Source organism: Pseudarthrobacter humi, assembly GCF_024294965.1.
GTDB classification, from domain to species: domain Bacteria; phylum Actinomycetota; class Actinomycetes; order Actinomycetales; family Micrococcaceae; genus Arthrobacter; species Arthrobacter humi.
This window is the reverse complement of sequence record NZ_JANCLV010000004.1, coordinates 21188-33708: the sequence shown is the minus strand read 5'-3', so window position 1 is coordinate 33708 and position 12521 is coordinate 21188. Positions and strand designations below refer to the sequence as shown.

The 12521-nt window shown below is 66.8% G+C and carries 10 protein-coding genes and 1 pseudogene; 6 read left to right on the top strand and 5 right to left on the bottom strand.

Annotation, left to right across the window (positions count from 1 at the left end; genetic code table 11):
• Positions 1-2: 2 nt before the first annotated feature.
• The 3 genes from NFC73_RS07305 to NFC73_RS07295 all read right to left on the bottom strand — a co-directional run bounded on the left by NFC73_RS07305 (position 3) and on the right by NFC73_RS07295 (position 2282).
• On the bottom strand, positions 3-998 hold the full coding sequence (locus tag NFC73_RS07305) for a 1-phosphofructokinase family hexose kinase (RefSeq protein ID WP_254748932.1): 996 nt from the start codon (positions 996-998) through the stop codon (positions 3-5).
• Complete coding sequence (locus NFC73_RS07300) at positions 995-1798, bottom strand: DeoR/GlpR family DNA-binding transcription regulator (RefSeq protein WP_254748930.1); 804 nt, start codon at positions 1796-1798, stop codon at positions 995-997. Before NFC73_RS07300 ends, NFC73_RS07305 begins: the two co-directional genes overlap by 4 nt.
• Positions 1799-2024: 226 nt before the next feature.
• Entirely contained in the window at positions 2025-2282 is a 258-nt protein-coding gene (locus NFC73_RS07295) for a DUF6458 family protein (protein ID WP_056348963.1), read from the bottom strand.
• A 389-nt stretch (positions 2283-2671) separates the two neighbouring features.
• Here NFC73_RS07295 and NFC73_RS07290 point away from each other — a divergent pair, with 389 nt between their 5' ends.
• From NFC73_RS07290 to NFC73_RS07280, 3 genes are all read left to right on the top strand, one after another.
• Positions 2672-3298 carry an alpha/beta hydrolase gene (locus tag NFC73_RS07290; RefSeq protein WP_254748928.1) on the top strand — a complete coding sequence of 209 codons (627 nt, stop codon included), beginning with the start codon at positions 2672-2674 and terminating at the stop codon, positions 3296-3298.
• A 510-nt stretch (positions 3299-3808) separates the two neighbouring features.
• Positions 3809-4573 carry an HAD family hydrolase gene (locus tag NFC73_RS07285; protein ID WP_254748926.1) on the top strand — a complete coding sequence of 255 codons (765 nt, stop codon included), beginning with the start codon at positions 3809-3811 and terminating at the stop codon, positions 4571-4573.
• A gap of 82 nt (positions 4574-4655) precedes the next feature.
• Positions 4656-6998, top strand: coding sequence for a glycoside hydrolase family 65 protein (locus tag NFC73_RS07280; RefSeq protein WP_254748924.1), 2343 nt, complete (start codon positions 4656-4658; stop codon positions 6996-6998).
• A gap of 47 nt (positions 6999-7045) precedes the next feature.
• On the opposite strand, the pseudogene NFC73_RS20990 reads toward NFC73_RS07280, so the two are convergent.
• Positions 7046-8388: pseudogene (locus NFC73_RS20990) on the bottom strand (MFS transporter).
• 154 nt (positions 8389-8542) lie between these two features.
• Between NFC73_RS20990 and NFC73_RS07265 the strand changes: the two are divergent.
• Positions 8543-9346 carry a hypothetical protein gene (locus NFC73_RS07265; protein WP_254748920.1) on the top strand — a complete coding sequence of 268 codons (804 nt, stop codon included), beginning with the start codon at positions 8543-8545 and terminating at the stop codon, positions 9344-9346.
• A complete protein-coding gene (locus NFC73_RS07260) occupies positions 9336-10085 on the top strand; it encodes a LamB/YcsF family protein (RefSeq protein ID WP_254748918.1) in 750 nt (249 codons plus the stop codon). The genes NFC73_RS07265 and NFC73_RS07260 overlap by 11 nt, the downstream gene beginning before the upstream one ends.
• Before the next feature lie 93 nt (positions 10086-10178).
• Here the strand turns inward: NFC73_RS07260 and NFC73_RS07255 are convergent, their stop codons facing one another.
• Positions 10179-11528, bottom strand: a complete 1350-nt coding sequence (locus NFC73_RS07255) for a DUF445 domain-containing protein (RefSeq protein ID WP_254748916.1) — start codon at positions 11526-11528, stop codon at positions 10179-10181.
• A 50-nt stretch (positions 11529-11578) separates the two neighbouring features.
• Between NFC73_RS07255 and NFC73_RS07250 the strand changes: the two genes are divergently transcribed.
• On the top strand, positions 11579-12487 hold the full coding sequence (locus NFC73_RS07250) for a glycerophosphodiester phosphodiesterase (RefSeq protein WP_254748914.1): 909 nt from the start codon (positions 11579-11581) through the stop codon (positions 12485-12487).
• Positions 12488-12521: the final 34 nt, after the last annotated feature.

Genomic DNA, 12521 nt, shown 5'->3' with positions numbered 1-12521 from the left:
TGTCAATCCTTTCGAAGGGCCGTGATGGTTACGGCTTCCGGGGTGGTTTGGTGGACTGCCGGAACAGTGGAACCCGGCAGCGAAGCGGCGGCGGCACCATGTGCCACAGCCTGACGGAGGCAATCGGCCGGGGCGGCGCCCTGGCCGTGGGCGAGCAGATAGCCAGCCAGCGATGAATCGCCCGCGCCGACAGTACTGACCGCGGCGACCGGCGGATGCGTGGCCAGCCACGCGCCGTCGGCCGTTACCAGCACAGCTCCCTTGGATCCGAGAGTTGCCAGCACAGCACCCACACCGGAACGCACGACGGCGGCGGCGGCCGCTGCTGCGGCCTCCGGATCCGCTTCCAGTTCGTCTGCGGTGGACGCCGTGGCGAAGCCGGCTGCAGCAGCCAGTTCCGCCAGTTCCTCGGCGTTGGGTTTGAGGAGGTCCGGTTTCCCGGACACACTGTCCGCCGAAGCATCAGCTACGGCTGCGACGAGCGGAGCGCCGGACGAGTCCACGGCGATAAGCGGCGTGCCGCCTCCCGCCCCGTTACGCAACCGCCGTGTGACGGTGGCGTAGAAGTCGGCCGGGAAGCCGGGAGGCAGGGAACCGGCCAGGACTACCCAGCTGGCGCCGCGGGCGCGTTCCAGCAGCAGGCCGATCAGGGCTTCCTGCTGGTCTGCATCCATGATGGGTCCCGGCTCGTTGATCTTGGTGGTCACGCCGCCCGGCTCGGTGAGCGCCACGTTGGTGCGCAGCGGCTCGTCGATGGGTAGGGCGGCGAACGGAACGCCATTGTGGCGCAGCCCGGCGAGCACGGGATCACTCTCGGCGCCCGGGAGCACCGCGATGGTCTCCAGGCCGGAGGCAACCAGGGCGCGGGAAACGTTGACGCCCTTGCCGCCGGATTCCTGGCTGACCGAGACGGCGCGCTGGACCTCGCCGCGTTCCAGGGGTCCGGGCAGGGCCACCGTGCGGTCCAGGCTGGGGTTGGCCGTGAAGGTGACGATCACGCGATCACCACGTCGACGCCGGCCTCGGTCAGGGCTGCCGCCAGTTCGGCGCTGGGCTCGCTGTCTGTAATCAAGGTGTCCAGATCTTTCAGGGAGGCGAACTGGACCAGGGTTTCTGCGTCCAGCTTGGAGGAATCGGCCAGCACCACGATGCGGCGTGCCGAATGGACGAAGGCTGCCTTAACGGCGGCTTCTTCAGGATCGGGCGTGCTGAGGCCAAAGCTGGGGTGGATGCCGTTGGTGCCGATGAAGGCGATGTCCGGGCGCATCCGCTGAGCGGCCTCCACTGTTGACTGCCCCACAGCGGCCTGGGTGAGGCCGCGCACCCGGCCGCCCAGGATCTGCAGGGCGATTCCGGGCGCGCTGGACAGTTTGGCTGCGATGGGCACGGCGTGGGTGATGACCACCAGTTCGGGCCGGGGTTCCGCTGCGGAAGGCTCGACGGCGGCGCGGCGGGAGAGGAGGTCGGCCAAGGCTTCGGTGGTGGAACCGGCGTCGAGCAGGATGCTGCCGGACGTGGCCTGGGGGATCAGGGCCAGGGCCGCCTGCGCGATGCGCATCTTCTGGTCCGGGCGCTGGATGGTCCGTTCGTTGATGCTTTCCTCGGTGGTGCTGTAGCGGTCGGCCGCAACTGCTCCGCCGTGGACCCGGCGCACGGTGCCGGTGGTTTCGAGGGTGGCGAGGTCGCGCCGGACGGTTTCGGTGGTGATGCGGAAGCGCTCCGCCAGCATGGTCACACTGACCCGGCCGGTGCCGGCGACTAGCTCCGCGATCTTCTGCTGGCGCTCCTCGGCGAACACGTACCCTCCGTTGCGTAAAGTGCTGAATCCCAGCGGCTGTGACGTCCAGTGACTGGCATCACATGATGTTGAATTACTTGACTTTATCTTCGCTTATGTTGGTTTGTCAATGGAAACCCACATGAAACAAAGCCTGCCGGCCGGTGTTATGGGTGAGGCGGTCCGGAAGCGGAAAAGCCGGGCCGGACCTGTCTGGTCCGGCCCGGCGTCCGGGTGGTTGTGGAGCCTAGATACCGCCGTCGCGGCTTTCGTTGCGGGTGATGCGCTCGCCGGTGTTGGGATCAACCACCGAACGGGTTTCGCTGACCCGGCGGCTGCGGCCCGGTGAGGCCAGGATGAGGGAGGCGATCAGCCCGATCACGCCAACGGCCATCAGGATGTAGCCCACCATGACCTGATCTATGAAGGGGATGAGTCCCGGGGCGACAGCCCAGGCCAGGATGGCGCCGAGTGCAATAAGGAAGATGGAGGAACCGATTCTCATGACTTGCTCCTTGTTGTCCGCTGATCTTGGAGGGGCGGTGCTGTATGCGGCAGCATCCTGCGCGCCGCATTTGGTAAGCATGCTTTCCAGCGTCAGGCTACCTTATGTGTCCGGTGTTGGGCGGAACGCTGGCCTCAACTCCCGGGTCGTACCCGGCTCCCCAGTCGAATGTGGTGCCGGTAGACCCAGTCGACGTTCTCCGCGGCCTTCCGGGAGAGCGAGCGGAACACGGATCTCAGGATCAGGTCCTCAAGCACACGCTGGAACTGCCCGCGGATCTTTGGCGCCGCGTTGCGCCGGCCCCACTCCACCACGGCCTCGGCGCGTTCGCGCCGATCAGCAGGAGTCGATGCGAACCGCTGGCCCGCTGGACTGGCTACGCTGATCCGATGGAAACAGTTACGTGGTCCAAGCCGGAAAGCGAACGGGACGGCACGCCGCTGCTGGTCTTGATGCATGGCTACGGCACCGACGAGTCGCGGATGGCGCGGCTGTTCGAATACCTTCCGGCCGAGTTCACGTGTGTTGCCCTGCGCGCGCCCATGGTGATCGGCGACCACTACGGCTGGTTCCTGCTGGACTACTTCCTGGCCAACGACTTCGCGGATGTCATCGCTGCCACCAACACCGTCCAGGCGTGGATAAACTCTGCCAGGGGCCGGCACAGCAGCGTGAGTCTGTTGGGTTACTCGCAGGGGATGGCCATGGCCAGTACGCTGCTCCGGCTCCATCCCGCGGATTACAGGGCCACGGTTGGGCTTTCCGGGTTTGTACTGGAAAACGAGTTGCTGTCCCTGACCGAATCCTTCACGGCTCCGCCGCCCTTCTTCTGGGGGCGGGACAAGGCGGACCTGGTGATCAATGGGGACGCCACGGCCTACACGGAACAATGGCTGAACGAAAACACCCGGCTGACCGCCAGGACGTATCCGGGCATGGGCCACGCCATGAGCAAGACGGAGATGGTGGACGTCAGCGCGTTCCTGCGCCACTACGTGCTCGGCTCAACTGCGTAATCGGTTCCAGCGCGTGAACTGTTGAACCCTGTGCCCGGCCGGGCGTGTGCCCCGTATCGCAATATGAGAAAAAACAGTTGCGCGCGAAATTTGTAAGCGCTTACACTCGTCGGTGGCCAGCTCTTGCGGGCCATTGGAAACCGTCGGAAAGGGCAGCCGGACAGATGCCATGTGCCAGGCCTCCGTCCAGGCCTCCTGCCCGCCTTGCGTGGCGATGCCTGCTCCGCCAAGTTGTCAGGCCGGGCCAAGGCGCTCATGATGGAAGAAGACGTTAAACAGCAGCCCATCGGCCCGCCGTGGTTTTACCCCGGCCCTTAGCCGTCTCTGCTGACCGGGCGGCATCGTGGCCGTCCCTCTCCGCTCCCTGCTTGGACCCCTCCTTGCTGCCCGCCGCTTTTCTGCCAGCTATTCCACGTTCCGCCTGCTTGCACAGCCCCCGCTTACATAGCCCCATTACTTATCGCCCCGTGACATCCCGCCTGTTGCCCGCCGTCTGAAAGGACACCGCGCATGACTGACGTTCTGAAAACCCAAAGCACCAGCTGGACTACTGCCTCTGCCATCCTGTTCGACCTCGACGGCGTGCTGACCCCCACGGCCACTGTCCACGAACAGGCGTGGAAGGAACTCTTCGAGGGCTTCCTGGCGTCCCGTCCGGATGTGCCCGGCTACCGCGAAGACGATTACTTCGATCACATCGACGGCAAGCCCAGGTTCGACGGCGTCCGGGACTTCCTGGCGTCCCGCGGCATCGTGCTGCCGGAAGGCACGCCAAGTGACGGCACCACCGGTCAAGGTTCTGCCGGGAACCCCGGGCAGGAGGCCACCGTCCAGGGACTGGGCAACCGGAAGAACACGGTTTTCAACGACATCGTCAGCGCCGGCGTCGAGCCGTTTGAAGGCTCGGTGCGCTTCCTGGAAGCCGCCGTGGGCCGCGGACTCAAGGTCGCCGTCGTCTCCTCATCCCGGAACGCTCCGGCTGTGCTTAAAGCCGCCGGCCTGAACGGGCACTTCGAAATTGTGGTTGACGGTGTGGTGGCTGCGGCCCAGGGCCTGCCCGGCAAACCGAGCCCCGCCACGTACCAGTACGCCGCGGACTTGCTGGGTTTTCCGAGCGAAGAATGCGTGGTGGTTGAGGACGCCGTCTCGGGTGTCCAGGCCGGACATGCGGGGCATTTCCACTCGGTGATCGGCGTGGACCGCGGCGCCGGCCGGCAGACCCTGCTCGACGCCGGAGCCACGAGCGTGGTCAACGACCTCGACGAACTGCTCTAACAGCCATCGCCCCTGACGCTCCCCCGGGCTTCAGGCACGAAGCACTTCCCCGCAACGCACAACGCCAAAGGACCCCAACACCATGGCTCTTATCACCGCGGACCGTGAACGGTTCCCCAACACCCCCTGGCAGCTTGTGGAGACACGCCACCAGCCGGGCAGCGCGGGCACCCTTGAGACGCTCTTTGCCCTGGGCAACGGCCATCTGGGCATCCGCGGTGCGCACTGGGCGGCCTCGGACGCAGACCTTCCGGGCAGCTTCATCAACGGCCTCCATGAGATCTGGGACATCAAGCACGCGGAGAACGCGTTCGGCTTCGCCCGGACCGGACAGCGGATCATCTACATCCCTGATGCGAACAACTTCACGGTGATCATCGACGGCGAGAGCCTCACACTCGCCGAATCCGCCGTGCTGGACTACCGACGCTCCGTCGACTTCGCCACTGGCATCTACGAGTGCCGGATCACCTGGCTGTGCCGGTCCGGCGCCACGGTGACCACCACCGAACGCCGCGCCGTGGGCTTCGCCTCGCGCGGCAGCCTGGGCATCTCGCTCGAAGTAGCTTCGGACCGCGAGGTGTCCGCCGATGTGACGTCCTCCGTCATCAACCGCCAGGACCAGCCTGTGGAGGACCACTCGGCGCATGACCCGCGCCGGGCAGGCCGGCACGCAGGCCGGGTTCTCCTGCCGGTAAGGACCGACGGCGGCGACGGCTCGCTCCGCCTCTCCTGGGAAGCGGCGGAATCCGGGCAGCGCGTGGGAATCGCCGTGGACCACTGGACTTCCGCGGGCCACCAGCCCTTTGAGACTGTGGCAGGCGAAGACGACAGCAGCGTCCGGTACGTCCTTGCCGTCCGCGCCGACGAGCCGTTCCGGCTCGAAAAGAGCGTCAGCTACGCCGCCGGCCGCGGCGTCCAGGACTCGGAACGGGACGCGGCAGAGGCCGCCGAAGCCGGGCTCCGGTCTGTGGAGGACATCTTCACCGAGAGCCGCGAGCATTACCGCGAGTACTGGGACACCTCGGACATCGTGGTGGGCAGCCAGTCCGAGCTCCAGCAGGCCATCCGCTGGAACCTGTTCCAGCTGGCCCAGGCCACCGCCCGGGCCGACATCGCGGGCATCCCTGCGAAGGGCGTCACCGGCTCAGGCTATGAGGGGCACTATTTCTGGGACCAGGAGGTCTACCTCCTGCCCTACCTCACCTACACGAACCCGGACGGCGCCCGCCAGGTCCTGGAGTTCCGGCACGACATGCTGCCGGCCGCCAAGATCCGCGCCAAGGAGCTCAGCGTGGACGGCGCCCTGTTCCCGTGGCGCACCATCAACGGCCTGGAAGCCAGCGCGTATTACGCCGCCGGCACGGCGCAGTTCCATATCGCGGCCGCCATCGCCTTCGCCACCAACCGCTACCTGTGGGCCAGCGGCGACGAGACCTTCCGCGAGGGCATGGGCGCCGAGCTCCTGATCGAAACCGCCCGCATGTGGAGCTCCCTGGGATTCTTCGGCAAGGACGGGCTCTTCCACATCCACGGGGTCACCGGACCGGACGAGTACACGGCTGTTGTCAACGACAACCTCTACACCAACGTGATGGCCCGCTTTAACCTGCGCACCGCCGCCGCGCTGGACCACCCGGGGATCGAGGACGCCGAACGCGAGCTGTGGGAGCAGGCCGCGAACCGTATGCAGCTGCCCTTCGACGATGACCTGCAGGTCTACTCGCAGGACAACGACTTCATGACCCTGGAGCCGTGGGACTGGACCACTCCCCGGTCCAAGTACCCGCTGCTGCTGAACTTCCACCCGCTGGTGATCTACCGGCACCAGGTGCTGAAGCAGGCAGACACGGTCTTGGCCATGTTCCTGCAGTGGCAGGATTTCTCTGCCAATGAGAAGCGCCGCGCGTTCGATTTCTACGACCCCATCACCACCGGCGATTCCACCCTGTCCGCTTGCGTGCAGGGGATCATGGCCGCCGAGGTGGGGCATCCCGAAGCTGCCCTGGAGCACTTCACGAACGCCGTTTTCATCGACCTGGATGACACCCACGGGAACACGATCGACGGCGTGCACATCGCCTCCACCGGGGGAGTGTGGAGCTCGCTGGTCTCCGGCTTCGCCGGGCTCCGGGACCAGGGCCACCTGCCGTACTTCGATCCGCGGCTTCCGGCGGAGTGGGAGACGCTGTCCTTCCACCTGAAGATCCAGGGCCGGCTACTGCTGGTGGAGCTCGACTCCGGGGCACTCACGCTGAGCGTCCGCACCGGCGGACCGCTTGACGTGGATGTCCGCGGCCAGGTGCACACCATTGGTGAAGAAGCGGTCCGGGTTGCCCTGGATCCCTTTGAGGTTCCGGAACGTACTGTCTTCCCCAGCGGGCCCCCGACGGCGAGCCTCCCCATTGTGGGGTTCCGCGCCTGAGGTGATTCGCGGCTGAGGTGACTGCGCGCCCCAGGTGACAGGGTGCGTCAGTCTCCCGCCGCCGTCGTGCGTTCCACCACAACTTGCCTGTCCAGCGGGTGGGCCAGTTCGTCGGCGGGCATCCGGGCGGCGATCATGGCGATCACCGCCAGGACGGGGCAGACGACGCCGGCGGCCAGGAAAATTGCCCAGATGGGGAAGACCTCGGCTGCCGGTCCGGCAAGCGCCATGGAGATGGGCATCAGCGCGAGGGACACAAAGAAGTCCAGGCTGGAGACCCGTCCCAGCAGGTGGCTGGGCACCCGTCGCTGCAGCAAGGTGCCCCAGATGACCATGCCCACGCTGCCGGTGGCGCCCCAGACGAACATCGCGGCGGCCACGGTCCAGAAGCTGTCCAGGATGCCGATGGCGGCGACCGGCAGGCTGCCCGCACCCCAGGACACCATCATCACCGTGAGGTAACGGCGCGGCAGTTTCAGGGAAGCCGTGACCAGCGAGCCGACGGCCCCGCCCACGCCCATCACCGCCAGCAGGAAGCCGAACATGCTCGAGTCGCCGCCGAGCTGGTCGCGGACCACAAACGGCATCAGCACTTCGATGGGACCGATCAGGAAGAGCACGGAAACGCAGGCCCACAGCAAGGTCCACAGCAGCCACGGTGTGCGGATGGTGTAGCTGATGCCCTCGCGGAGGTCGTGGAAGAAGGACGTTTTCGCGGCGCCTGCTGCCCCGGCGTGCGTCCCGGCCCTCGCGCTCCCGCCGTGAGCCCCGCCGTCGGCCCGTTGTGGGGCGCGTCCAGGGCATGCCGCCCCAGGAAGTTCAGGACGATGAACGCCAGTAGATGGCAGGTGGCCACTCCGGTCACGGCGTGCGACGGCGAGAGCGCGGCCACCACCACGCCCGCGACGGCGGGTCCGGCCGCCTGCTGGAGGATGGGCCGCATGGTCCCCTCCATGCCATTCGCGGCCAGCAGGTCCTCGGGCGGCAGGATGCGCGGCAGGATCGCCGAGTAGGCAGGGAAGAAGAACGCGGCGCCCACGCCCAGCACAAAGCTGCCCACGGCGAGATGCCACAGCTGCAGCCACCCTGCCATGGCCAGCCCGCTGATCGCCGCGATAACGGCGAGGTTGGCGCCTTCAACGGCAATGATCAGGAGCCGCTGCGGCACACGGTCAGCGGCGATCCCGCCCGCGAGCACGAAGGCCACCAGGCCGATGCTGCCGGCAGTGGCCACCAGGGACAGCTCCAGCGGACCACCGCCGAGGTGGATCACCTGGTAGACCATGGCGACAGCCCACATTCCCGATCCGAAAATGGAGATGGCCAGTGCGGAGATGAGGACCCGGTACTCTCGGTGCGCAAAGGGCCGCAGGGCTTGGAGTGTGGGCATAGCGCAAGTCTAGGCTGGCCGGGATTTTGGCGGAACTCGGCGGCGTGGTCCGGTGGGCGCGGGGACCGCTTACTCTTAAGCACCCTTAGTGTTAAGGCAGGGCCGCAGCCAAAAACTGCCGGCGGACACAAGCAATACCGAAGCAGAGGTGACCATGGCCAAGCGCAGCAATCCCGCAGTACGTATCGCACAGGAGACCGCCCACAACGCGGTGTTCGACGCCGACGGCAAGCCGAAACCCGGAGTCCACAACATGCTCCTCCGGGCAGTCGAAATCCAGCGACCGCTGGTGCTCGCCTACGTCCGGCGGCTGCAACGCAAACACCCGCGCGCCAGCGCCGCCAGGCTCGCGGAGATCCTCGAACGCGACTACCTGCGGGCGGTGACCGGCGGCGGTGCGATCGTTGGGGCAACCGCCGTTGTGCCAGGCGTCGGAACCGTGGCCTCCCTGGGCCTCTCCGCCGCGGCGACCGTCGGCTTCCTCGAAGCAACAGCGCTTTATGCCACCTCGCTGGCGGAACTTCATGGCATCCGGCTGACCAACCCGGAAAAGGCCAGCACCATGGTCATGGCCATCATGCTGGGCGAAGAAGGCACCGCCCTGCTGGGGACCCTGAGCGGCCAGGCCATGGGCAAGGGAGCCAGCGCCACCCAGGCATGGGGCAACGTGCTGACCAAGTCCATGCCATCGGGCTTCGGTGCCATCCGGAACAAGATCCAGAGGGCCTTCCTCAAGAACCTGCTCAAACGCCAGGGCACTGCGCTGCTGGGACGGGCGCTTCCGTTCGGCATCGGCGCGGTGGTGGGCGGTGCCGGTAACCTCATAATGGGCCGCGCCGTGGTGGCGAACGCCAAGGAAGCCTTTGGCCCCATGCCGGACACCATCCCGGGGGAGCTCAAGGCTGTGGCGGCGGAACCGGAAAAACTTACTCTGGAAGGCAACAACCTTGGATCTTAACGCTGACCTCGGCGAATCGTTCGGCTCGTGGAACATGGGGGACGACGCCGCAATGTTCCGGCTGGTGACCAGCGCGAACGTGGCCTGCGGCTTCCACGCGGGGGATCCCGTCACCATGCTGGACAGCTGCCGCGCCGCCTTCGAACTCGACGTCACCGTTGGCGCGCACGTGGGCTACCGGGACCTGGCCGGCTTCGGCCGCCGCTCCCTGGACATGTCCTTCGACGAGCTCTTCGGCGACGTCCTCTACCAGTTGGGCGCGCTCGACGGCGTGGCGCACGCCGTCGGGGCCTCCGTTGACTACGTCAAGCCCCACGGCGCCCTCTACAACCGCCTGGTCCACGACGCCGAGCAGGCCTCAGCCGTGGTTGCCGCCATCCAGGCCTACGACCCCGGCCTGCCGATCCTCGGGCTGCCGGGCTCACAGCTGCTGATCCAGGCCAAGGAAGCAGGACACCCGGTCTTTGTTGAGGCCATTGTGGACCGCGCCTACAAGGCGGACGGGACCCTGGTGCCGCGCTCCGAGGCTGGTGCCGTCCTGCACGACGTCGACTCGATCGTTGAGCGCGCAGTGCGCCTCGCGACGAAGGGCGAAGTTGTGGCCGTGGACGGAACGGTGGTTCAGGTCCGGCCCGACTCCCTGTGCATCCACGGCGACACCCCCGGGGCTGTGGAGATGGCCGCCGGTGTTCGCGCCGGACTCGAAGCGGCCGGCGTGCAGCTGGAGTCCTTCGCGTAACCTCCCCGCCTACTGCAACGCGGGGTCACTCACTGCCCATGCGGGGCCGTTTATCGGGCGTTAAGTGACCCCGCGTTGCCTTAGAAGGCCAGGTCAGCCGAAGACCAGGTGCGCCGCGCTGAAGATGACCAGCCCGGCCAGTGAGCCCACCACGGTGCCGTTGATCCGGATGAACTGCAGGTCCTTGCCCACCTGGAGTTCGATCTTCTGCGACGTTTCCTCGGCATCCCAGCGGGCCACGGTATCGGTGATCACGCCGGCGATGTCGGAGCGGTAGGTCCGCACCAGGTAACCGGCGGCGTCGCCGATCCAGGCGTTGACCTTGCCGGCCAGTTCGGCGTCGTTGACCAGGCGCGAGCCAAAGTCGCGGACGGCAACCTTGAACCGGACCGTCAGTTCACTGTCCGGATCGTCCACCGCAGACAACAGGGCGCTCTTCACGGTTCCCCACGTGCGGGAGGCCAGCTCGCGGACCTCTGGATCTCCCAGAACCTGTGCCTTGATGTCCTCGGCCCGGGCGATCATCGCGGGATCATGCTGAAGGTCCTGCGCGAGGTCGTTCAGGTACTTGTCGATCTGTTGCCGGACCTGGTGGTTCGGATCGGACTGGACGGCGCGCGTGAACTTGAGGATCTCCACGTACACCTTGTCGCCCACCAGCCCGTCCACGAACTGCGGGACCCAGGTGGGGGAGCGGTCCGAGACCAGCCGGCTGACGGTTTCGTGATTGTCGTCCACCCAGTCCGCGGCTCGGTCCACCAGCAGGTCCACCAGCTTGTGGTGGTGCCCGTCCGCAAAAATCCGCTCCGCCATCCTGCCCACCGGCGGTCCCCACGGCGGAGCCAGCAGGTGCTTACGCACCATTCCCTCGATGACCGCCTGGACGTCGTCGTCGTTCAACACCTTGAACGCGCCGCGGATGACGGCGGCACCCTCCTTCGCCACGCGCTCGGCGCCACCCGGCCCGGCGAGCCATTGGCCGGCCTTCCGGGCGACGTCCACCGAAGCGAGCTTCTCCTGGACCACCTGCTCGGACAGGAAGTTGGTCTCCACAAACTCACCCAGCGACGCCCCGATCTGGTCCTTGCGGCGCGGGATAATGGCTGTGTGCGGGATCTTGATGCCCATGGGGTACTTGAACAGCGCGGTCACGGCGAACCAGTCGGCCAGCGCGCCCACCATGCCGCCCTCAGCCGCGGCGCGGACGTACTGCAGCCACGGATACTCCTTCTGCAGCGCGAACGCGAAAACAAAAATGACGGCCATGGCAATGAGGAGTCCCAGCGCCACCAGCTTCATTGTCCGCAGCGCTGCCGCCTTTTCGGCGTCCCCGGCGCTGAGTTGATGACCGACGACGGCGGCGCCCGCCTTGGGGGGCCGCGGCGCGAGGCCTGCGGGCCGGGACGGGTCCTGGCGGGTAGTTGGCTCAGAGTTCACCTGCATGTGCCCAGCCTAGCGCCGAGCCGCCGGGCGGCGTCCGCTAGCGTGTCCTCATGACATTCGAGGAGCCTGAGCCGGAACGGCCACTGGTTTTTGCCCACCGCGGCGCCAGCGCGGCATTTGCCGAACACACGCGCGCCGCTTACCTCCAAGCCATTGCCGACGGTGCGGACGGGGTGGAGTGCGACGTCCACCTGACGCGGGACCAGCACGCCGTGCTCCTCCATGACGCCAACCTGGACCGGACCTCGGACGGAACCGGACCTGTTGCTGACCGAACACTGGCGGAGCTGCGGCTGCTGGACTTCTCGTCCTGGAAAGGCGCCCGGATCCCGGAGGAATACGGCGCGAAGTCGGAGCAGTTCCTCACGCTCCCTCAACTCCTGGACATCCTGCGCGGCGCTGGCCGGCCGATCGGCCTGGCAATCGAGCTCAAGCACCCCAGTCCTTACCAGCTGAAACTGGAGGACCGAGTGCTGGACGTGCTCCGGGGCGAAGGCTGGGACCGCGGAACTTCCTCGGTGGACAACATCCAGGTGACGTTCATGAGCTTCAGCCCGGATTCCGTAAAGCACCTGCTCCGGAGTGTGCCGGCCGAATTCATCTGCCAACTGGTGGACGACATCGACGTCGACGAACTCCGCGACGAACTCAGCCTCGGCCCCCTGGCCGGCGGCGCCATCGCCAACCTGATGAAGGCGGCGCAGCTGGAAGGCGAACGCATCCTGGATGAGTGCGAGGTGGGACTCGCGGGGCCCGGGATCATGTACGTCCGCGAGCACGCCCGGACCGTGCAGCGCTGGCTGGAGTCCGGCCGCCGCTTCCGCGTGTGGACCGTTGATTCGGAGCGGGATGTGGCGCTCTGCCAAGGGCTGGGAATCCACGAGATCACCACGAACAAACCGGCCAGGGTGCTGGCGCAGCTGCAATCGAGCGGGCAACAGGTCCAGCTGCCGTCCTGAGCCGCTGCTGTTTAGCCCCCCGGGGCGGCGCTGT

Bases quoted from the DNA above. Each gene is read 5' to 3' on its own strand.
- NFC73_RS07295 (WP_056348963.1), bottom strand. From the start codon at position 2,282: ATGAGAATCGGTTCCTCCATCTTCCTTATTGCACTCGGCGCCATCCTG.
- NFC73_RS07265 (WP_254748920.1), top strand. From the start codon at position 8,543: ATGGCCAAGCGCAGCAATCCCGCAGTACGTATCGCACAGGAGACCGCC.
- NFC73_RS07255 (WP_254748916.1), bottom strand. From the start codon at position 11,528: ATGCAGGTGAACTCTGAGCCAACTACCCGCCAGGACCCGTCCCGGCCC.
- NFC73_RS07285 (WP_254748926.1), top strand. From the start codon at position 3,809: ATGACTGACGTTCTGAAAACCCAAAGCACCAGCTGGACTACTGCCTCT.
- NFC73_RS07250 (WP_254748914.1), top strand. From the start codon at position 11,579: ATGACATTCGAGGAGCCTGAGCCGGAACGGCCACTGGTTTTTGCCCAC.
- NFC73_RS07290 (WP_254748928.1), top strand. From the start codon at position 2,672: ATGGAAACAGTTACGTGGTCCAAGCCGGAAAGCGAACGGGACGGCACG.
- NFC73_RS07280 (WP_254748924.1), top strand. From the start codon at position 4,656: ATGGCTCTTATCACCGCGGACCGTGAACGGTTCCCCAACACCCCCTGG.